Origin of the sequence: Streptomyces anthophorae, assembly GCF_049310305.1 — a bacterium.
GTDB lineage: Bacteria > Actinomycetota > Actinomycetes > Streptomycetales > Streptomycetaceae > Streptomyces.
This window is the reverse complement of sequence record NZ_JBLWQQ010000001.1, coordinates 8055446-8075784: the sequence shown is the minus strand read 5'-3', so window position 1 is coordinate 8075784 and position 20339 is coordinate 8055446. Positions and strand designations below refer to the sequence as shown.

The window sequence follows — 20339 nt, the reverse complement described above, 5'->3', positions numbered from 1 at the left end:
GGAGTGCCTTCGTGTCCGTAGCCATCGACTCGTCCGACGCCGCTGTCCAGTCCGGCGCCGAGGCCACCGCGGAGCCCGTGCCCGCTCCGGCCGTCGCCCCGGACGGCGCCGTCGCCGTGCCCGCGAACGAGGAGACGGCCGAGCCCGGGGACACCACGAACATGTGGACCCCGCCGACCACCGAGACCCCGGACGCCACCACTCCGGACGACGACGCCGCCCCGGCCGCCGAGAGCGCGGCGGACAGCGCGTCCGACAGTGCGTCCGACAGTGCGTCCGACAGCTTCTGGACGCCGCCCACGGAGGTCCCCTTCGCGGAGAGCTCCGAGGCCGACGCCGACGCGGAGGCCGACGACGACCCCGCCCCCGGCGACGTACCGGAGGCCATCACCCGCGACGCCCACGAGTTCGGCGTCTACGCCCGCACCGGTGGCTGGGCCTTCGCCCTGAAGGTGGCCCGCAGCGTGCGGCCCGGCGGACAGTCCGCCGGGGAGTCCGCCAAGGTCTCCGCGCGGCGCTTCGCCGAGCTTGCGGGCTGCTCCGCCGACCGCGTCATGCGCTTCTACAAGGCGTGGGACAGCGCGGCGGACGACGGCCTGGTCCCCCAGTTCGAGGCCCTCGAGCCCGGCGCCGACGTCGAACTCCCGGACGCCGACGTCTGGTTGTCGTACTACGTGTCCCGCAACAGCGCGACCTCGGTGCGCGGTCAGGCGATCACCGCGGCCGCCGAGTCCGAGGGCATCCGTCCGACGAAGGCCCTGGAGGTCGCGGAGAACCCGACGGCGCTGCGGGCCGCGATCCTCGCCGACCCCGGCACCGCCGAGGCCGCCCGCAAGGCGCTGATGGACCGCCTCGACGAGGACCCGGTGCTGCGCACGGGCCTGGCGCGCGACATCGTGCGCACCGACGACCTGAAGAAGGCCGTCGCCGAGGAGACCAAGACCGGCGGCCAGCTCGAGTACGTGCGCAGGATCGCGGAGGAGGGCCAGGTCAAGACCCCCGCGGGCCAGAAGATCGAGGCCTCCCCCGCGCTGCGCGAGGAGGCCGAGCGGCACCTGTCACTCATCGACGAGCTGGACGAGGACGAGGAGGCGGGCGAGTGGGCCCGCGAGGCGTACGACACCGTGCGCACGCTCGTCGCCGAGACCGTCGAGAAGGACCCCGAGCTGCGGGTCCAGGAGCGGCGCGCGAAGTTCTACAGCAGCCTCCAGAAGGCCACGAAGGCCTTCGAGGAGCTGACGTTCGACGACGTCGACGCCGAGGAGATCGACGACATCGTCGAGGACGACATGCTTCAGCGCCTCGAGGAGCTCCAGTCGGCGATCGCCATGTGCATCACGGCGCTGCAATCGGCGCAGAAGAAGGACTGACACGCCCCCGGCCCCACCGATGCCACCGCGGCGCGACCCGCGGTGGCATCGTGGGTTCATGGCACAGACCCCGCACACCCCCAGGTCGACGGGCCGCCCGGCCCACCAGAACATGACGTTCGACAGCCACGGCAGCACGGCCCACGGATATCTGGCGCTGCCGGCCTCGGGGCGCGGCCCCGGCGTCCTCGTCATCCAGGAGTGGTGGGGCCTGACGGACCACATCGCCGACATCGCCGACCGTCTCGCCGCGGAGGGCTTCGTGGCGCTCGCCCCCGACCTGTACGGCGGGAACGTGGCGCACGACTCCGAAGAGGCGTTCGCCATGATGCGGGACCTGCCGGTGGAGCGCGGCGTGGAACTCCTGTCCGGCGCGGTCGACTGCCTCCTGGCCCTCCCCCAGGTCACCTCCGACACCGTCGGCGCGGTCGGCTTCTGCATGGGCGGCGGCTTCGTCCTGTACCTGGCCGCGGCGGACCGGCGAGTGAGCGCGGCGGTCCCGTTCTACGGCGTGATCCAGGGCGCGGTCCCGGACTTCTCCCGCCTGAAGGCCCGGATCCTGGGCCACTACGGCGACCGCGACGAGGCGATCCCACCGGCCACGCTCTCCGGCCTGCGCGCCGCGATCAGGTCCCAGTCGGGCATCGACCCCGACTTCCGCACCTACCCCGCGGACCACGCCTTCTTCAACGACGGCCGCCCGGAGGTCTACGACGAGCAGTCGTCCCGCGAGGCGTGGACGTCAACGATCGACTTCCTGAAGTCGACTTTCCCAACGTCCTGAATCGCGCCCAAGTCCCCGCAAATCAAGCCCCTCCGGCGATTGAGGAGCGGGGCCCGGGGCAGCGCCCCGAGCCCCAGGGCCGGACGGCCGCAACCGTCCGGCCCACCCAAGGATCACGTCACCAGATCCGCACCCGATCCTCCGGATCAACCCACAGCCCGTCCCCGACCACCGTCGAAAACGCCTCGTGGAACTCATCCAGGTTCCGCACGATGTTCGCCCGGAACTCCGGCGGCGAATGCGGGTCGATGGTGAGGTACTGCTGCTCCTGCTCCTTGCGCCGCTTCGTGCGCCAGCAGTACGCCCAGTTCATGAACAGCCGCTGCGTACCGCTGAGTTCACCGTCACTCGGCACCGGCTCGTCGCCGAGCGCGATCTTGTACGCGGTGTGCCCAATAGTGAGCCCACCAAGGTCACCGATGTTCTCGCCGACCGTCAGCGACCCGTTGACGAACTCGCCCGGGAGGTTCCGCGGCGAGAACCCGTCGTACTGCTTGACGAGCGCCTTCGACTTCGCCTCGAAGGCGGCCTTGTCGTCGGCGGTCCACCAGTCGTTCAGGTTCCCCGCGCCGTCGTACTGCGCACCCTGGTCGTCGAAGCCGTGGCCGATCTCGTGGCCGATGACGGCGCCGATGCCACCGTAGTTCTCGGCGGGGTCGGCGTCCGGCGAGAAGAACGGCTTCTGCAGGATGCCGGCCGGGAAGCAGATCTCGTTCGTGCCCGGGTTGTAGTAGGCGTTCACGGTCTGCGGCAGCATGAACCACTCGTCGCGGTCGACCGGCGCGCCGATCTTCGCCATCTGCCGGTCGTGCTCGAAGGCATCGGCGGCATACGCGTTGGCGAGCAGGTCGTCGGGGACGACGGTGAGCCCCGAATAGTCACGGAACGTGTCCGGGTAGCCGATCTTCGGCCGGAACGTGGCGAGCTTCTCGTACGCCCGCTCCTTCGTCTCGTCCGTCATCCAGTCGAGGCGGGAGATGGACTGGCGGTACGCCTCCAGGAGGTTGGCGACCAGCTCGTCCATGAGCGCCTTGGAGCGCGGCGGGAAGTGCCGGGCCACGTACTCCTTGCCGACGGCCTCGCCGATGGCGCCCTCGACGAACGCGACGCCGCGCTTCCAGCGGGCGCGCAGCTCCGGTGTGCCGTTCAGCGTCTTGCCGTAGAACTCGAAGTTGACGCGCACGAACGGCGTCGACAGGTACGGCGCGGCGGAGCGCAGCACACGCGCGAGCAGCCAGTCGCGCCACTGCTCGATCGGCACCTCGGTGAGGACCGCGGAGAGGTGGGTGAGGTACGAGGGCTGGCGCACGCAGGACTCGGCGAGGGTCTCGTCCTTGCCGCCGAGCCCGGTGACGTAGCCCCGCCAGTCGAACGCCGGTGCGAGCGCGGTGAGTTCGTCGAAGGTCGTGAGGTTGTACGTCTTCTGTACGTCGCGCGTCTCGGCGCGCTCCCAGTGGCCCTCGGCGAGGCGGGTCTCAAGGGCGAGAACGGTGCGGGCCGCGGCGGCCGGGTCGGCGTGCTCGCCGAGCGTGAACAGCTCGGTCAGGTACGCCTCGTACTTCTCGCGGATCTCGGCGAACTTCTCTTCGCGGTAGTACGACTCGTCGGGCAGGCCGAGGCCGCCCTGGAGGATGTTGAAGAGGTAGCGGTCCGAGTTCCGGTCGTCGCTGTCGATGTACGCGCCGAACAGGCCGGAGCCGCCCTTGCGCTCGAAGCGGCCGAGGAAGCCCGCCAGTTGCCGTACGTCGCCGAGCCCCGCCACCTCGTCGATCAGCGGCCGCACCGGGTCGAGCCCGCGGGCCTCGACGGCGTCCTCGTCCATGAACGACGCGTACAGGTCGGCAATCTTGCGCGCCTCGTCCGCGTCCAGGCTGGTCGGGCCGCCTGCCGCGATCTCCTGAATGATCTCCTTGACCCGCTGCTCGGCCACGTCCACGAGCTCCACGAAGGGGCCCCAGCTGGAGCGGTCGTCGGGGATGGGCTCGGTCGCCAGCCACTGGCCGTTGACATGCCCGAAGAGGTCGTCCTGCGGTCGGATCGCCGGGTCCATGCCCGGGCGCGCGTCATCCAGAGTGCTCATCGCTGCACCCTACCCAGGTCAGGGCGCATGAACTACGTCAAATGGGGCGCCTTCCGCGCAGCGTGAACAACACCGCCCCGGCCGGCACGGGGCCGACCGGGGCGGTGTGTGTGCCGCGAGGATCAGGCGAGCGAGGCCAGCGCCTCGTTCAGCGTCTGCGACGGGCGCATGACCTTGTCGGCCTTGGCCGGGTCGGGCTGGAAGTAGCCGCCGATGTCGGCCGGGGAGCCCTGGACGGCGATCAGCTCGTCGACGATCTTCTGCTCGTTCGTGGCGAGCTTCTCGGCGAGCGGCGCGAAGGCCTTGGCGAGCTCGGCGTCCTCGGTCTGCTTGGCCAGCTCCTGGGCCCAGTACAGGGCGACGTAGAAGTGGCTGCCGCGGTTGTCGATGCCGCCGAGGCGACGGGTCGGCGACTTGTCCTCGTTGAGGAAGGTGCCGGTGGCGCGGTCCAGCGTCTCGCCGAGGACCTTCGCACGGGCGTTGTCCGTGGTGGTGGCGAGGTGCTCGAAGGAGACGGCCAGGGCGAGGAACTCACCGAGGGAGTCCCAGCGCAGGTAGTTCTCCTTGACGAGCTGCTGGACGTGCTTCGGGGCGGAGCCGCCGGCGCCCGTCTCGAAGAGGCCGCCGCCGTTCATCAGCGGGACGACCGACAGCATCTTGGCGCTGGTGCCCAGCTCCAGGATCGGGAAGAGGTCGGTCAGGTAGTCGCGCAGCACGTTGCCGGTGACCGAGATGGTGTTCAGGCCCTGGCGGATGCGCTCGACGGAGAGCTTGGTGGCGTCCTCCGGGTTGAGGATCCGGATGTCCAGGCCCTCCGGGTCGAACTCCGGCAGGTACTGCTCGACCTTCTTGATCAGCTGGGCGTCGTGGGCGCGGCCCTCGTCCAGCCAGAACACGGCCGGGTCGCCGGTGGCGCGGGCGCGCGTGACGGCGAGCTTGACCCAGTCCTTGATCGGGGCGTCCTTGGTCTGGCAGGCGCGGAAGATGTCGCCCTCGGAGACCTGCTGCTCCAGGACGGCCTCGCCGGCCTGGTTGACCACGCGGACGGTGCCGCTGGCCTTGATCTCGAAGGTCTTGTCGTGGGAGCCGTACTCCTCGGCCTTCTGCGCCATGAGGCCGACGTTCGGGACGGTGCCCATGGTCGACGGGTCGAAGGCGCCGTTGGCGCGGCAGTCGTCGATGACGGCCTGGTAGACACCGGCGTACGAGGAGTCGGGGATCACCGCGAGGGTGTCCTGCTCCTGGTCGTCCTTGTTCCACATGTGGCCGGACGTGCGGATCATCGCCGGCATGGAGGCGTCGATGATGACGTCGGACGGCACGTGCAGGTTGGTGATGCCGCGGTGCGAGTCGACCATGGCGAGGTCCGGACCTGCGGCCAGCTCGGCGTCGAAGGAGGCCTTGATCTCGGCGCCGTTCGCGAGGGTCTCGAGGCCCTTGTAGATGCCGCCGAGGCCGTCGTTCGGGGTGAGGCCCGCGGCGGCCAGGTCGGCGCCGAAGCGGGCGAAGGTCTCCGGGAAGAAGGCGCGCACGACGTGACCGAAGATGATCGGGTCGGAGACCTTCATCATGGTGGCCTTGAGGTGCGCGGAGAACAGGACGCCCTCTTCCTTCGCGCGGGCGATCTGCGCGGTGAGGAACTCGCGCAGCGGCGCGACGTGCAGCACGGAGGCGTCGACGACCTCGCCGGCGAGGACCGGTACGGACTCGCGCAGCACGGTGGTGGTGCCGTTGTCGGCGACGAGCTCGATCCTCAGCTTGTCGTCGGCCGGGATGACGGTGGACTTCTCGGTGGAGCGGAAGTCGTTCTCACCCATGGTCGCGACATTGGTCTTGGACTCGGGGGTCCACTTGCCCATGCGGTGCGGGTGGGCCTTGGCGTAGTTCTTCACCGAGGCGGGGGCGCGGCGGTCGGAGTTGCCCTCGCGCAGGACCGGGTTGACGGCGGAGCCCTTGACCTTGTCGTAGCGGGCGCCGATCTCGCGCTCCTCGTCGGTCTTCGGCTCGTCCGGGTAGTCCGGCAGCGCGTAGCCGTGCTCGCGCAGCTCGGCGACGGCGGCCTTGAGCTGCGAGACCGAGGCCGAGATGTTCGGCAGCTTGATGATGTTGGCCTGCGGCGTCTTGGCCAGCTCGCCGAGCTCGGCGAGGGCGTCCGGGACGCGCTGCTCCTCGGTCAGGTACTCCGGGAACTGGGCGAGGATGCGCCCGGCCAGGGAGATGTCACGGGTCTCGACGCCGACACCGGCGGTGGACGCGTAGGCCTCGATGACCGGCAGGAAGGAGTACGTCGCGAGGGCCGGGGCCTCGTCTGTGTGGGTGTAAATGATGGTCGAGTCAGTCACCGGGTGCTCCGCTTCCACGTCTTCCACGTCATCTGAAGTCTTGTATCGGATTGCTCGACATCAAGATATCTCCTCCTCGGCCAGGATTCGAAAGGGGTCTGCCCGCCAAGATCGCGAGCGGCATGGCCGGTGGCTCACCCCGGGACGCAGACGGTGAGCCACTCCGCGTCGCGGGGCCGGTAGCCGTGGCGCTCCCGCAGGCCCGCCACGATCGCCGGTATGTGCCCGGCCCCGTACACGACGGCGACCCGCAGCGGTTCGGTGCGGTGCTCCGCGTGGATCTCGTCGAGCGCGTCGAGCAGCCGCCGGTCGCGGCGGTCCGTCATGGCGTGCACCACCGGATCGTCGGCCAGCAGCTCCGCCCGCAGGGTCGTCGGCAGATCGTCGACCGCCAGGTCCTCGTCGAGGAAGGCGCGCGGCCCGCGCAGCGCGAAGACCAGGCCCATCACGGGCGCCGCGACCAGCATCAGCAGATAGGTCCACCGCGGCAGGCTCTTCAGGTCTGCGGTCGCCTCCGCCGCGCTGACGTCCGGGTGGACGACCGGGACGCCGCCGGGCAGCAGGTCGTCGCTCTGCTCCTGCAAGCCGTTGCGGCTCCTGCGCGGGGCGAAGCGGTACGCGAGCGTGAGCGTGCTCGCCGCGGCCGACTTGCCGCGGATGCCCTCCATGACGACGAGGTCGCACCTCCGCAGCCGGAGCCTGACCTGCGTATAGAAGGTCGGCGACGCGATGTGCAGCATGGGGAAGAGCACGAACTCCAGCGGTGTGCCGCTGCTCCGCAGCGTGATCACGGCGGACCGGACGGCGTACCCCGTCACCTCGATGATCTGCATGACGCACCCCAGTGCGTACACGAGACCGCCCACGCATTCGGTTCCGCCCACTCAAGCCCCTGCGGCGATTGAACAGCGGGGCCCGGGGCAGCGCCCCGATCTTTCACGCCGTCGCGGCGCCACAGGGTTACGGCCAGGGGCACAGCCCTACGCAAGACTCGATCGACCTCCGACCCAGCCGAGCAACTCCTCCGCCGACCACGTGGTCACGACCCGCTCCGCAGGAACCCCGCACTGCTCGGCCCGAGCGCACCCGAACAGCTGCCAGTCGAGCTGTCCGGGAGCATGGGCGTCGGTGTCGATGGCGAAGAGGGTGCCGGCCGCCACGGCCCGGCGCAGCAGCCGCCGGGGCGGGTCGAGCCGCTCGGGCCGACTGTTGATCTCGACCGCGGTGCCGGCCTCCGCGCACGCCGCGAACACCTCGTCCGCGTCGAACTGCGACTCCGGCCGCCCCTTTCCGGTGACGAGACGTCCCGTGCAGTGGCCGAGGATGTCGGCGTGCGGATTGCGGACGGCGGCGACCAGACGGCGGGTCATCGCGGCGGCGTCCATCCGCAGCTTGGAGTGGACCGAGACGACGACCACGTCCAGGCGCTCCAGCAGTTCGGGTTCCTGGTCGAGCGAACCGTCGTCGAGGATGTCGCACTCGATGCCGGTCAACAGCCGGAACGGCGCCCATCCCGCGTTCAGCTCCGCCACCACGTCCAACTGCTCCCGCAGCCGCTCCGGCGAAAGGCCGCGGGCCACCTTCAGGCGCGGCGAGTGGTCGGTGAGCACCGCCCACTCGTGGCCGAGGTCCCGGGCGGCGCGGCCCATCTCCTCGATGGGGCTGCCGCCGTCCGACCAGTCGGAGTGCAGATGGCAGTCGCCGCGCAGCAGGGACCGCAGCCCCACGCCCGCGTCCCCCTCCAGCGGCACCGTGCGGGCCAGTTCCTCCTCCAGGTGCGTGAGGTAGTCGGGGACCTGCCCGGCCGCCGCCTCCCGGATCACGGCCGCGGTCTTGGGCCCGATGCCCTTGAGCGACTCCAGCGAGCCCGCCTCGACGTGTCGCGCGACCTCGGCGTCGCCCAGCTCGGCGATCACGCCCGCGGCGGTACGGAACGCCCGCACCCGGTAGGTGGGCGCTCCGTCCCGCTCCAGCAGGAACGCGATCCGTTCCAGCGCCCGCACGGGCTCCATCGCCACCTCCGGCCACGCGTCGACGCGTACGTCTCCAGCGTGCCGTACGACCTGGTGACCGGCATCCGTGCACGCCGCGCGGGAGGCGGCCCGGCCCTCAGAGGTGCTTGTCGATGACCTGCTGGGCCTGCGCCGGCAGGGCGCGCACCTGGTCGGCAGCGCCGCGCACGGTCTTGGTCGCCCCACTGGTCGCGCCACGGACGGTGCCGACGGCATCGCGGGCAGCGCCCCGCACGGAGCCGGTCGCGTCCCGCAGCGTGTGGGTCGTCTCGCGCCGCGCACGGCGTGCGGATGAGCGTCCGGAAGCGGCGGCGCCGCGGGCCCGGTAGGCGGCCGACGGCTTGCCGTGGGTGTCGGCGGCCGTGATGAGCAAGCCGCCCATCAGGGACAGGTTCTTCAGGAACTGGGTGCGCTGCTGGGCGCGTTGTTCGGGATCTTCCTCCTTCCACCAGGCGTGACCGGCCAGTGTCGTCGGCACGAGCGTTCCGGCGAGCGCCAGCGCGGCAAGCCGCGGGACCACTCCGGCGGCGAGCAGCAGCCCGGCCCCGATGTGCACGGCGCCGTTGATCCGGACCAGCTGCTCGGGGTTCTCCGGCAGCCGGGGCACGCGGGAAGCCACGGGAACGGCCACCGGCTCCGCGGCGGGCGCCACCCGCTCCGGGGCACGGACGGTGGACAGCCCGCCGGCCACGAACGCGGAGGCGAGCATCGGACGTGCGCATTTCCTCAGTACAGCCATACGTCGCCGTGTTCCCCGAGTCCGCGCACTCAGTCCGGGACCGCAGAGATGCGCTACGGACGCCGTCCCGCGCGGCGGCCGGCCGCGTACGAAGCGGCGCTGACGGCTGTGACCCCGGCCCCGACGCCCATGGCGAGCATCTTCCGCTGAGCCAGGGCGGTCCAGGCCGTCCGGGCCGCGGTGGTGACCTGCGCGGTCGCCTGCTGCGCGGCCGCGGCCGCCTCCCCGACCTTGGCCCCGGTCTTCTCAGCGGCGTCGCTCACGGGAGCGGTCGCCTTGTCGGCGCTGTCACGCGCCCGGGAAGCGGTCGTCCGCTTCATGGTCTCGGTGTGCTGATCCATTCCCTTGTTCGGTTCACTCATGGAGTCCCGGTTAGCCACTGACGGTCATCGCAAACCCGAGCCGCTCCCCCAACTCGTCGTTTTCGGACCGGACTTCCGTGTCCAGCGGCCACAGTCGGCCCCGAAAGTATGGTGTCCCACCACATGTGCCGCTGACCTGCGTGTTCCTACCTTGTGCCAGCAGATACACGTCCCCACCAACCCCTGGAAGTGGTGCACATGGCCTCCGCAGCAACCGCTCCGCCAACGCCCGGAAACCTCAAGCGCATTGTCGCGGCGAGTCTCATCGGCACCACGATCGAGTGGTACGACTTCTTCCTCTACGGCAGCGCCGCGGCGCTGGTCTTCAACCAGCTCTTCTTCCCCGATTCCGATCCCCTGGTCGGCACCCTCCTCTCCTTCCTCACATACGCCGTGGGCTTCGCCGCCCGGCCCCTGGGCGCGCTCGTCTTCGGGCACTACGGCGACCGGCTCGGCCGCAAGAAGCTCCTGGTGGTGAGCCTGCTCATGATGGGCGGCGCCACCTTCGCCATCGGGCTGCTCCCGACCCACGCGACCGTCGGCACGGCCGCTCCCGTACTGCTCACCGTGCTCCGCCTCGTCCAGGGCTTCGCCCTCGGCGGTGAGTGGGGTGGTGCGGTGCTCCTCGTGTCCGAGCACGGAGACGCCCGTCGCCGCGGCTTCTGGGCCTCCTGGCCGCAGACCGGCGCGCCCGCGGGACAGCTCCTGGCGACCGGCGTGCTCTCGGCCCTGACCGCCCTGATCTCGGACGCCGCGTTCACCGACTGGGGCTGGCGGATCCCGTTCCTCCTCTCCGGCGTGCTCGTCATCGTGGGGCTGTGGATACGTCTCTCCGTCGATGAATCCCCCGTCTTCAAGGACGCCCTGGCCCGCGCCGAGGCCCGCAAGGCGGCCGCCGACACCGTGGAGAAACTGCCGCTGGTCGCGGTCCTGCGGCACCACTGGCGCGATGTCCTGGTCGCCATCGGCGCCCGCATGGCCGAGAACATCAGCTACTACGTCATCACCGCCTTCATCCTCGTGTACGCCACCACGTCGGCCGGCGTCTCGAAGCAGACCGCGCTGAACGCCGTACTCATCGCGTCCGCCGTGCACTTCGCCGTGATCCCAGCCTGGGGCGCCCTCTCCGACCGGATCGGCCGCAGGCCCGTGTATCTGCTGGGCGCGGCGGGCGTCGGCCTGTGGATGTTCCCGTTCTTCTCCCTCATCGACTCCGCGAGCTTCGGTGGCCTGCTCCTCGCCGTGACCGTCGGCCTGGTCCTGCACGGCGCCATGTACGCCCCGCAGGCCGCGTTCTTCTCCGAGATGTTCGCGACGCGGATGCGCTACTCCGGGGCGTCCATCGGCGCACAGTTCGCCTCGGTGGCGGCGGGCGCGCCCGCACCGCTCATCGCGACGGCTCTGCTGTCCGAGTACGACTCCTCGACGCCGATCTCCCTGTACGTCATCGCGGCCGCGCTCCTGACGCTCATCGCCGTGGGCTTGGCGAAGGAGACCCGGCACCGCGATCTGGCCGACATCGAGCCCGAGGCCACGGGCGGCGTCGCGGACAGCGACCGGCCCGCCAACGTCCACCGCGTCTGACCGGGGCTTCCGCCCACCCGGCCCCGTCCGCCCCCGCGGACGGGGTCAGGCTATGTCCGGGGCCGCCAACCGATGCAGCCTCAAGGCCAGTTGGATCTCCAGCGCCCGCTCCGGTGTCTGCCAGTCCTCACCCAGGAGCCGGCCCACCCGCTCCAGCCGCTGCGCGACCGTGTTCACGTGCACGTGCAGCGCGTCCTTCGTACGGGCCGGGCTCATGCCCGACGCGAAGTAGGCGTCGAGGGTGCGCAGCAGGTCGGTTCCTCTGCGCTCGTCGTAGGTGACGACCTCGCCGATCGTGCGGGCGACGAATCCGCCGATGTCCCGGCTGTCGGCGAGCAGCAGCCCGAGGAACCCGAAGTCCTCGGCCGCGGCCCCCTGCCCCGACCTGCCGAGCAGCCGCAGCGCGTCGAGGCAGCGCTGCGCCTCCACGTACGCGGCTGCCGCCCTCTCGGTCCGCCCGGCCAGGTCGGCGACGGGGGCCGACGCGCCCACGGTGACGCTCTCGTGGATCGCCTCGGCGAGCCGACCCGCGACATGGGACGCCAGCTGCGAGGCGTCGGTGGTGTGCGCCGGGAGCAGTAGAACGGTGCCGCCGTCCCGCGCGGCGGCGAGGCCGTGCCGGGTCGCCGCGAGGTGGTTGGCCGCGGACCACAGGCGGCGGCGCGCGGCAGCCTCCTGCTCGGCGTCACCGGTGCTCTCCAGGCGGGCGGCGAGCACCACATGGGTCGCGTCGAGGTCGGCGTGCAGCCGCTCCGCTCTCTCGCGCAGCAGCCGCGGGTCCCGGTCCCGCCCGTCGAGCAGGTCGTCCAACAGCTCGCCCCTCACCCGCTGTTCGGCCTCGGCCGCGGAGCGCCGGGCGAGCAGCAGCAGCGAGGTGACCATGGCGGCGCGCTCCAGGGTGCGCTGGTCGACCGGGTCGAGGCCCGGGTGACCGCGCAGCACCAGGGCGCCGAGCAGTTCGCCGCCGGCGGCGACGGCCGCGACCCAGTCGTCCCGGTGCCGCACCGCGTGCCCGTCGACGCGGGAGGCTTCGAGGGCGCGGGCGGGTGCCGCCTCCGCGTCGGTGAACTCCACGGTGCCGTCGAGGACCTGGGAGACGGCCGCCGCCACGTCGTGCACCCCGCCACCGCGCAGCACCAGCTCGGCGAGCCGGTCGTGCACGTCGGACGCCCGCTCGATGACGCCGCTGCGGTCGCGGATGATCTCGTTGGCGCGCTCCAGCTCGTTCAGTGCCTGCCGGGTCTCGGTGAGCAGGTTCGCGGTGTCGATGGCCGCGGCGGCGAGCGCCGCGAAGGAGCCGAGGAGCGCGATCTCCTCGCGCTCGAAGACCCGTGCGCGCCGGTCGGAGGCGAACAGCACCCCGATCACCTGCGCCCCCAGCATGAGCGGCACACCGAGGATGGCGACGAGCCCCTCGTCCCCGACGCCCGCGTCGATGCTGCGGGTGTGCTGGAAACGCACGTCGTGCCCGTAGTCGTCGGTGACGTACGGCCGCGCGGTCTGCGCGACGAGGCCGCCGAGACCCTCCCCCATGCCGAGGCGCAGCTGCTGGAAGCGCGCCGCGACCGAGCCCTCGGTGACCCGCATGTAGGTGTCGCCCCTGGCCGGGTCGTTCAGCGTCAGATAGGCGACGTCGGTGCCGAGCAGCGAGCGGGCCCGCTGGACGATGGCCTGCAACACCGCGTCCAGGTCGCGCAGGCCCGCGAGGTCGTGCGCGGTCTCGAACAGTGCGGACAGCTCCGCCTCGCGGCGCCGCCTGCCCTCCATCTCCGCGCGTACGCGCAGCGCGAGCTCCTTGGCCGCCTCGAGTGCCGCTATCCGCTCGGGCGCCGCGCCCTCCGCCCGGGCGAGCAGCACGGGCTGTTCGTAGGCATCGGCGGAGGCGCCCCTGGCGAGCAGCTCCAGGAACGGGGCCTGCGGGTCCTCGGTGGTCACCGGGCCCGAGGCGCTGGCTGAGTGCGGTTGGTGGCGCGACATGCGGACAAGGATTACCCGTCGAGCGGTCGGGCCTGCTAGCCCTGTGGACAACTCGGGTCGGCACGGAATCGCGGTCACCCGGTCGAGGGACCGCGTTCCATGCGAAACCACCCGGAACCCGGCGAATGGCGGCGCCGGATCAGTGGGCGGACCAGCCGCCGTCGAGCACGAGGGACGTGCCGGTCATGAACGAGGCCTGCGGCGTGCACAGATACGCGACGGCCTCGGCGACCTCGGACGGTTCGATGAGCCGCTTGATCGCGCTGTCCTGCAGCATCACCTCGCCGAGCACCCGCTCCTCGGGGATGCCGTGCGCGGCGGCCTGGTCGGCGACCTGCTGCTCGACGAGCGGCGTGCGCACATAGCCGGGGTTCACACAGTTCGAGGTCACGCCGTGCGCCGCCCCTTCCAGCGCGGCCGTCTTCGACAGCCCCTCGAGCCCGTGCTTCGCGGCCACGTACGCGGACTTGTACGCGGAAGCCCGCAGCCCGTGCACCGACGACACGTTCACGACGCGGCCCCAGCCCTGCCCGTACATGTGCGGCAGCGCGCCGCGCAGCAGCCGGAACGGGGCCTCCAGCATCACGGTGAGCACGGTGTGGAAGACCTCGGGCGGGAACTCCTCGATGGGCCGCACCAGTTGGATCCCAGCGTTGTTCACGAGGACGTCGGTGCCGGCCGCCGCTTGCTCCGCGGCGTCGAGATCGGTGAGGTCCAGGACGTACGGCTCGACGCCAACGGCCTCACCAGCCAGCGCCTCGAGCCCCGCCGCGTCCCGGTCCACCGCTCTCACCTTGGCGCCCGCCGCGGCGAGGCGCAGGGCGCAGGCCCTGCCGATGCCACTGGCGGCGCCGGTGACGAGTGCGGTGCGCCCGCCGAGGTCGAGCTCGGGGGCGGCGGGTGCGGTCAGCGGGGTGTGCGGCGTCATGCTTCGCACCCTAGGCAGCTGATCGGCGCCGCCCGATGTGGGCAGCACCCATACTTCAGCGCTCGGCCATGGTCTCGAACCATGTGGGTCCCTCCGACTGTGCCTGCTTGATCCGGAACAGCGAGAACTCCTCGAGCGGCGGCAGCGCGTCCAGGGCGAACCAGGCGACGTCCAGGGACTCGTCGTCGTTGACGCGCGCCTCGCCGCCGGTGGCCCGGCAGCGGAAGGACGTGTCCATGAACTGGCACTGGTCGCCGTTGGGATACGTGATCGGCTGCAGGGCCTGCACCAGCACGACCCGCTCGACGACGCACTCGATGCCGGTCTCCTCGAACACCTCGCGCGCCGCGACGTCCGCGGGCTGCTCCCCCGGCTCGGGGATCCCGCCGATGATCGACCACGTGCCGGTGTCGGCGCGCCGCCCGAGCAGCACCCGGCCGTCGTCGTCGAAGACGACGGCGCTGACTCCCGGCAGAAGCAGCAGCTGATGGCCCGCGGTGGCCCGGATCGTACGGATGAATTCAGGAGTCGCCATGCCGGCGAGCCTACCTGTACGCCCCAACGAACCGGCAGGCCACAGCCCCCGTCAGGCGTCCGAGCGACGCCCGGCGCGGGCCCGCACGACGGCCCAGCCGAGCCCCCCGACGCCGATGGCCACGAGCAGCGCCTCGGGCCACGCGCCCGCGCGCGTGGCGAGCGTCTGCGACGTGCGCTTCGGGACATCGGCGAGCAGCGTGGCGGGCTCGAACATGCCGGTCTGCTGCGCGATCGAGCCGTCGGCCCGGATGACGGCGCTGACCCCGCTGGTGACCGGGACCATGACGGCCCGGCCGTGCTCGACGGCCCGCACCCGGTCCATGGCGAGCTGCTGGTACGTCATCTGGCTGCGCTCGAACGTCGCGTTGTTGCTCGGCACGGACAGGATCTGCGCGCCCTCACGGACCTGGTCGCGCACCGTGTCGTCGAACGCCGCCTCGTAGCAGGTGATGTTGCCGACCTCGGTGCCCGCCATGTCGAAGACGACGGGCTTCTTGCCGGGCACGAAGTTGCCCGCCCGGTCGACGTCCTTGCTGAAGATCCGGAAGAAGCCGCGGTACGGCATGTACTCGCCGAACGGCTGCAGGTGCCGCTTGTCGTAGACGGCTCCGGGGCCCGTCTTGGGGTCCCACTGGATGAGCCGGTTGCGGGGCGTGCCGTCCGCCGCCGTCACCACGGCGCCCACGGAGATCGGCACCCCGACGGCCTGCGCGGCCTTCGTGATCTCGTCGTAGGCGTCCTGGTTGACGTACGGGTCGATGTCCGAGGAGTTCTCCGGCCACAGCACGAGGTCGGGGCGCTCGACCTGGCCCGACTTGATCTTCGCGGCGAGCTTCATGGTTTCGCGCACGTGGTAGTCGAGAACGGCGCGGCGCTGGGCGTTGAAGTCGAGGCCCATGCGCGGCACGTTGCCCTGGATGAGCGCCACGCGCGCGGTGCCCGCCTCGGCGCCCGTCGCCACGAAGGGCATCGCGATCGCTCCGGCGACGACCGGGGCGACGGTGAACGCGGCGGCGGTGGCGATCCCCTTGTCCTTGAAGAAGTCCCGGAGGGAGCCCTTCCTGATCCGCAGGGCCAGGGACCCGAGCCCGAAGCCGCACAGCACCACACCGAAGCCGAGCAGCGGGGTGCCGCCCAGCGAGGCGAGCGGCAGGAACACCCCACTGGGCTGCCCGAACGCGACCTTCCCCCACGGGAAGCCACCGAACGGGGCACGCGCGCGCAGCGCCTCGGACGCGATCCAGACCCCACCGGCCCACAGCGGCCACAGCGGAAGCCGCGACACGTAGGCGATGCCCATGCCCGCGAGCGACACCAGCAGTGCCTCCGCTGCGGCGAGCGCCAGCCACGGCAGCGGCCCGACGTCGACGCCGGTCCAGGAGAGCAGCGGCACCAAGTAGGCGAGCCCGAAGGCCAGGCCGAGGCCGAAGCCCGCTCGCAGCCGCCGTCCGTACACGGCCACACCGAACAGCGCGAAGGAGATCGGCGCGAGCCATGGGAGCTCGCGCGGCGGGAAGCTCACGTACAGGAGCAGCCCGGCGATCACCGCGAACGCGAGGGGCACGAACCGTCGCAGGTGGGAGCCGACCCTCGACAGCGCCGACTGCTCTGCGGGCTCGTCCGACGGGGCTACGGGAGGTGCGGTGGCGGTCACCCGGGGAGTGTACGGCGCGGCACTGTCAGCCCGACATGCCGGTCGGCGCGCCCCAGGCCCCCCTTGAGGCGCATCGTTCCTGTGCAACACCGGTCCGCCGCGGCACACCAGCGGTTACCGTGTGGCCCGGTTCCCGACAACGCGGCCGCGTCCGGCCCCGCGTCCGGGACCCGGCGACGTCGGGGGGCGACGGGTGGGTACGACGGGGTGGTCCGCGGATGCGGGGACGGACGGCGCGCTGCGGGAGCACCGCGGCGCCTCGGACGCGATGGGGGTCGCGGTTCTCGGATGTTGTGCCGCGTGGTCGCTGATCAGCGCGACCGCACGCGCGGGCAGACCGGAGGGGGCGCTCCTTGCGGTGCTCGCCGTGATCGCGGGGTACGCGTGCGGGCGCATCGGCGGGGCGCTGGTGCCGGTCGCCGCGTCCTGCGCGGTGGGGCTCGGCGGCCTGTGTCTCGCGCTCACCGCCCCCTACGCGGCCCCCGCACCGGATGTCGTGATGCCGCTCGGCCGGGTCGGTGCGACCGCGGCACTGCTCGCCCTGTCGACGGGAGCGCTGTGCTGCGCGGCCTGGGCGGCGCGGCAGCGGGCGCTGCGGGGCGTGCTGCACCTCCTGGCGGCGGGCAGCGTGGTGGTGGCCGCCGTCGCCGATTCGCCTGCCGGCATCACGGTGTGCGCGGGGGTCGTCCTGTGCTCGCTCGCCGCGGCCCGGCTGCGCAGCCGGGCGCTCGGTCTTGCGGGCCTCGGCCTCACCACGGCGGTGGTGGCCGGTCTCGGTGTGGCGCTCGCCAAGGGCGCCCTGCCGACCGGGCCGACGGACTCCCTGGAGACGTGGCTCTCGCCCCGCCGGGTCCTGCTGTGGCGCGACGCCGTCCATCTCGCCGAGGTGCATCCCGCCCTGGGCACGGGTCCCGGCCGCTTCGAGGACCTGAGCCCGACCCTCGCGCAGTCCCCGCTCTCCGACGGCAAGCCGCACTCCGCCGTCCTCCAGGTGGCGGCCGAGCAGGGGCTCGTCGGCGTGCTGCTGCTCGCGGCGGCCTACTGCTGGCTGCTGTACGTCCTGTGGCGCTCCGCGCGCTCGACGCAGGTGGTGCTGGCGGCGGGCGCCGCCCTGACGGCGGTGGCCGCGATGGCGACGGTCGGCAACGCGCTCAGCTTCACGACCGTGACCGCGGGCGTGGGGCTGCTCGCCGGGATCGCCACGGCCGAACCGCTCGCGGACGGGCCGTCCGACGACGACGTGGCCGCCCCGGAGCTGCTCCGGGACGGCCACGACTGAGCGTGTCGGTCGGGGTCGGGCTCAGACGGCCCGGCCCGCGGCGGTGGGCTTCAGGCGGTCGCGGATGTGCCGCACCGCGCTCTCCGCGTCGTCCACGGTCACCGTGAACCTGCGGCCGTCGCCGAGGCGGAGCACCACGCCCTCGCCGCGCCGCACCACGACGGCCGTGCCGATCTCCGGGCGCCAGCGGTAGCCCCAGCCGCCCCACTGCCGGGGCGTGACGCGGGGCGCGAAGTCGGCCTCGACCACATGGGCGAGCGGGATGCGGCGGCGCGGCAGACCGACGTGGCCGCAGCGCACTTCGAGGTGGTCCTTGTCGACCTTCACCGCGACGTGCAGGAAGGCGAGGGTGCCGAACAGGATGAGCAGGCCCACGGCGATCAGGCCGACCACGGACATGGCCAGGGCGAGTATGCCGGTGGCCCAGGAGTTGTCCACGGCCAGCTCGATGCCCAGGGCCAGGCAGGCGAGCCCGCCACAGGCAAGGAACCACTGCACGCGGTTGTGCGCGCGGCCGGTCCAGATGTCGGTCGCGGGGGCGGAAGAGCGTCGCCCTGAGTGCTCGTCGGGGGCGTGTTCCCTCATGGAATCGAGCCTACTCATGTTCCGCGGGTCCGGCACCGCCTTGCGCGGCCCCGTGGGCCGGGACGGGCCGATAGAGGGCTCAGCCCGCGTGGCTCAGCGCCTCCAGGTCGCGGCCCTCCGCGTAGGCCAGCGCCTCCTTGGGCAGCGCGTCCTCCCGGCCGCCCAGCAGCACCGTGAGCCGCCCGCGCGCATCGGACGCGGCCTGCGGGCCCTCGCCGATCCGGCGCAGCGCCTGTGCGGCGACGGCGCCCGCGCTGCTGTGCAGGACCAGCCCGTCGGCGTCCGGCTGCTGCACCGCGGCACGGATACGCTCCGCGACCAGCTCGTAATGGGTGCAGCCCAAGACGACGGCCCTTACATCACGCGGAGTGAGGGCGGCCGCGGCCTCGATGGCCCGGTCGATGCCCTCCTCATCGGCCCACTGCACCGCGTCGGCGAGGCCGGGGCAGGGCACCTCGGTGACCCGGGCGCCGCCGCCGAAGTCCCGGATCAGCGTCTGCTGGTAGGGGCTTCCGGTGGTCGCCGGAGTGGCCCAGATGGCGACGGGACCGCCGCCCGCGGCGGCCGGCTTGATCGCGGGGACGGTGCCGATGACGGGGATCTGCGGTTCCAGCCGCGCGCGCACCGCGGGCAGTGCGTGCACGGAGGCGGTGTTGCAGGCGATGATCAGCGCGTCCGGGCCCTGCGCGGCGGCGGCCTCGGCGACGGCGAGCGCCCGCTCGGTGACGTCCTCGGGGGTGCGTGGCCCCCACGGCATGGTCTCCGGGGCTGAGGAGAGCACGAGGTCCGCGTCGGGGCGCAGGCGCCGTACCGCGGCGGCGGCCGCGAGCAGTCCGATTCCGGAGTCCATCAGCGCGATCTTCACCCGGAAACCATAGACGATCGGTCCGACAATGCCCCTGCCGGTGGGGTCCGGTGGGGCAGACTGCGGCGGATGGACGTCGTTGTGTGGATCACCGCGGCTTCGCTCGCCGCATGGCTGTGGCTGCTGCTGTGCCTGGGCTTCTTCTGGCGTACGGACCTGCGTCTGCCGCCGCGTACCGAGCCCGGTGACTGGCCGGACGTGTGCGTGGTGGTGCCGGCCCGCGACGAGGCGGAGGTGCTGCCGGACAGCCTGCCGTCCCTGCTGGCCCAGGACTATCCGGGCCGGGCGGAGATCTTCCTGGTGGACGACGGCAGTTCGGACGGCACGGGCGAGGTCGCACGGACGCTGTCGGAGCGGCTGGGCGGGCTTCCCCTCACCGTCGACTCGCCCGGTGAGCCGCCCGCGGGCTGGACCGGGAAGCTGTGGGCGGTGCGGCACGGCATCGGCCTGGCACGCGCGCGTGACCCCGAGTTCCTGCTGTTGACCGACGCCGACATCGCGCACGAGCCGGACAGTCTGCGGGAGTTGGTGGCGGCGGCGCGCACGGGCGGCTTCGACCTGGTGTCGCAGATGGCGCGGCTGCGGGTGCAGAGCGTGTGGGAGCGGCTGGTCGTGCCCGCGTTCGTGTACTTCTTCGCGCAGCTCTACCCGTTCCGCCGGATCGCCCGGCAGGGCGCGCGCACGGCCGCGGCGGCGGGCGGCTGCGTACTGCTGCGCACCGAGGCGGCGGAGCGGGCGCGGATCCCGGACGCGATCCGGCAGGCGGTGATCGACGACGTGTCGCTCGCACGGGCCGTGAAGCGGTCGGGCGGGCGCATCTGGCTGGGCCTGGCCGAGCGTGTCGACAGCGTGCGGCCGTATCCGCGTCTGGCCGATCTGTGGCGCATGGTGTCGCGCAGCGCCTACGCACAGCTGCGGCACAGCCCTCTGGTGCTGCTCGCCACCGTCCTGGGACTCGCCCTGGTCTACCTGGTGCCGCCGGTGGCGCTGGTCGTCGGCCCGGCCCTGGGCAGCGCGCCGACCGCGTGGCTCGGCGCGCTCGCCTGGGCGGTGATGGCGGGAACGTACATTCCGATGCTGCGCTACTACCGACAGACGCTGTGGCTGGCGCCGACGCTCCCGTTCACCGCGCTGCTGTACCTGCTGATGACGGTGGATTCCGCCGTGCAGCACTACAGGGGGCGGGGCGCGGCCTGGAAGGGGCGCACGTACGCGGCGCCCGATCGGGGGTGAACGGCTCG

The 20339-nt window shown here is 72.2% G+C and carries 16 protein-coding genes and 1 pseudogene; 5 read left to right on the top strand and 12 right to left on the bottom strand.

Translation table 11 applies throughout. The features are described 5' to 3' along the window. Positions 1 to 11: 11 nt before the first annotated feature. Complete coding sequence (locus tag ACNYS0_RS36670) at positions 12 to 1370, top strand: hypothetical protein (RefSeq protein ID WP_422480111.1); 1359 nt, start codon at positions 12 to 14, stop codon at positions 1368 to 1370. A gap of 58 nt (positions 1371 to 1428) precedes the next feature. Further along, positions 1429 to 2154: a dienelactone hydrolase family protein gene (locus ACNYS0_RS36665; protein WP_422480109.1), complete on the top strand. Its 726-nt coding sequence runs from the start codon at positions 1429 to 1431 to the stop codon at positions 2152 to 2154. Positions 2155 to 2272: 118 nt separating this feature from the next. Here the strand turns inward: ACNYS0_RS36665 and ACNYS0_RS36660 are convergent, their stop codons facing one another. From ACNYS0_RS36660 to ACNYS0_RS36635, 6 genes and pseudogenes are all read right to left on the bottom strand, one after another. Further along, entirely contained in the window at positions 2273 to 4234 is a 1962-nt protein-coding gene (locus tag ACNYS0_RS36660; RefSeq protein WP_422480107.1) for a M13 family metallopeptidase, read from the bottom strand. 122 nt (positions 4235 to 4356) lie between these two features. Continuing rightward, a complete protein-coding gene (locus tag ACNYS0_RS36655; RefSeq protein WP_422480105.1) occupies positions 4357 to 6576 on the bottom strand; it encodes an NADP-dependent isocitrate dehydrogenase in 2220 nt (739 codons plus the stop codon). Between the two features lie 134 nt (positions 6577 to 6710). Further along, complete coding sequence (locus tag ACNYS0_RS36650; protein ID WP_422480103.1) at positions 6711 to 7460, bottom strand: hypothetical protein; 750 nt, start codon at positions 7458 to 7460, stop codon at positions 6711 to 6713. A 96-nt stretch (positions 7461 to 7556) separates the two neighbouring features. After that, a complete protein-coding gene (locus ACNYS0_RS36645; protein WP_422480101.1) occupies positions 7557 to 8588 on the bottom strand; it encodes a PHP domain-containing protein in 1032 nt (343 codons plus the stop codon). A gap of 217 nt (positions 8589 to 8805) precedes the next feature. Beyond that, a pseudogene (locus tag ACNYS0_RS36640) lies at positions 8806 to 9327 on the bottom strand (DoxX family protein); the annotation flags it as partial. A gap of 53 nt (positions 9328 to 9380) precedes the next feature. Further along, positions 9381 to 9689, bottom strand: coding sequence for a hypothetical protein (locus ACNYS0_RS36635; RefSeq protein ID WP_422480099.1), 309 nt, complete (start codon positions 9687 to 9689; stop codon positions 9381 to 9383). A 198-nt stretch (positions 9690 to 9887) separates the two neighbouring features. Here ACNYS0_RS36635 and ACNYS0_RS36630 point away from each other — a divergent pair, with 198 nt between their 5' ends. Then, positions 9888 to 11273 carry an MFS transporter gene (locus ACNYS0_RS36630; RefSeq protein WP_422480097.1) on the top strand — a complete coding sequence of 462 codons (1386 nt, stop codon included), beginning with the start codon at positions 9888 to 9890 and terminating at the stop codon, positions 11271 to 11273. Between the two features lie 45 nt (positions 11274 to 11318). Here the strand turns inward: ACNYS0_RS36630 and ACNYS0_RS36625 are convergent, their stop codons facing one another. From ACNYS0_RS36625 to lnt, 4 genes are all read right to left on the bottom strand, one after another. Further along, positions 11319 to 13250: a helix-turn-helix domain-containing protein gene (locus tag ACNYS0_RS36625; protein ID WP_422480095.1), complete on the bottom strand. Its 1932-nt coding sequence runs from the start codon at positions 13248 to 13250 to the stop codon at positions 11319 to 11321. Between the two features lie 139 nt (positions 13251 to 13389). Continuing rightward, complete coding sequence (locus tag ACNYS0_RS36620; protein WP_422480093.1) at positions 13390 to 14178, bottom strand: 3-hydroxybutyrate dehydrogenase; 789 nt, start codon at positions 14176 to 14178, stop codon at positions 13390 to 13392. Positions 14179 to 14233: 55 nt separating this feature from the next. Beyond that, complete coding sequence (locus tag ACNYS0_RS36615) at positions 14234 to 14713, bottom strand: NUDIX hydrolase (protein WP_422405624.1); 480 nt, start codon at positions 14711 to 14713, stop codon at positions 14234 to 14236. Between the two features lie 51 nt (positions 14714 to 14764). Beyond that, a complete protein-coding gene (gene lnt / locus ACNYS0_RS36610) occupies positions 14765 to 16369 on the bottom strand; it encodes an apolipoprotein N-acyltransferase (protein ID WP_422480091.1) in 1605 nt (534 codons plus the stop codon). A 193-nt stretch (positions 16370 to 16562) separates the two neighbouring features. Between lnt and ACNYS0_RS36605 the strand changes: the two genes are divergently transcribed. After that, positions 16563 to 17648, top strand: a complete 1086-nt coding sequence (locus ACNYS0_RS36605) for an O-antigen ligase family protein (RefSeq protein ID WP_422480089.1) — start codon at positions 16563 to 16565, stop codon at positions 17646 to 17648. Between the two features lie 21 nt (positions 17649 to 17669). On the opposite strand, the gene ACNYS0_RS36600 is transcribed toward ACNYS0_RS36605, so the two are convergent. Together ACNYS0_RS36600 and ACNYS0_RS36595 are read right to left on the bottom strand one after the other, a co-directional pair. Continuing rightward, positions 17670 to 18233 (bottom strand): hypothetical protein, encoded by a 564-nt coding sequence (locus ACNYS0_RS36600; RefSeq protein WP_422480087.1) that lies wholly within the window; start codon positions 18231 to 18233, stop codon positions 17670 to 17672. A gap of 79 nt (positions 18234 to 18312) precedes the next feature. Continuing rightward, entirely contained in the window at positions 18313 to 19098 is a 786-nt protein-coding gene (locus ACNYS0_RS36595; RefSeq protein ID WP_422480085.1) for a glutamate racemase, read from the bottom strand. A gap of 69 nt (positions 19099 to 19167) precedes the next feature. On the opposite strand from ACNYS0_RS36595, the gene ACNYS0_RS36590 reads away from it, so the two are divergent. Further along, positions 19168 to 20331: a glycosyltransferase gene (locus ACNYS0_RS36590; RefSeq protein WP_422480083.1), complete on the top strand. Its 1164-nt coding sequence runs from the start codon at positions 19168 to 19170 to the stop codon at positions 20329 to 20331. Positions 20332 to 20339 lie beyond the last annotated feature (8 nt).

Excerpts from the sequence above, each read along its gene's own strand:
- ACNYS0_RS36645 (WP_422480101.1), bottom strand. The coding sequence starts at position 8,588 with ATGGAGCCCGTGCGGGCGCTGGAACGGATCGCGTTCCTGCTGGAGCGG.
- ACNYS0_RS36620 (WP_422480093.1), bottom strand. The coding sequence starts at position 14,178 with ATGACGCCGCACACCCCGCTGACCGCACCCGCCGCCCCCGAGCTCGAC.
- ACNYS0_RS36590 (WP_422480083.1), top strand. The coding sequence starts at position 19,168 with ATGGACGTCGTTGTGTGGATCACCGCGGCTTCGCTCGCCGCATGGCTG.
- ACNYS0_RS36600 (WP_422480087.1), bottom strand. The coding sequence starts at position 18,233 with ATGAGGGAACACGCCCCCGACGAGCACTCAGGGCGACGCTCTTCCGCC.
- ACNYS0_RS36660 (WP_422480107.1), bottom strand. The coding sequence starts at position 4,234 with ATGAGCACTCTGGATGACGCGCGCCCGGGCATGGACCCGGCGATCCGA.
- ACNYS0_RS36630 (WP_422480097.1), top strand. The coding sequence starts at position 9,888 with ATGGCCTCCGCAGCAACCGCTCCGCCAACGCCCGGAAACCTCAAGCGC.
- ACNYS0_RS36665 (WP_422480109.1), top strand. The coding sequence starts at position 1,429 with ATGGCACAGACCCCGCACACCCCCAGGTCGACGGGCCGCCCGGCCCAC.
- ACNYS0_RS36625 (WP_422480095.1), bottom strand. The coding sequence starts at position 13,250 with ATGTCGCGCCACCAACCGCACTCAGCCAGCGCCTCGGGCCCGGTGACC.
- ACNYS0_RS36615 (WP_422405624.1), bottom strand. The coding sequence starts at position 14,713 with ATGGCGACTCCTGAATTCATCCGTACGATCCGGGCCACCGCGGGCCAT.
- ACNYS0_RS36635 (WP_422480099.1), bottom strand. The coding sequence starts at position 9,689 with ATGAGTGAACCGAACAAGGGAATGGATCAGCACACCGAGACCATGAAG.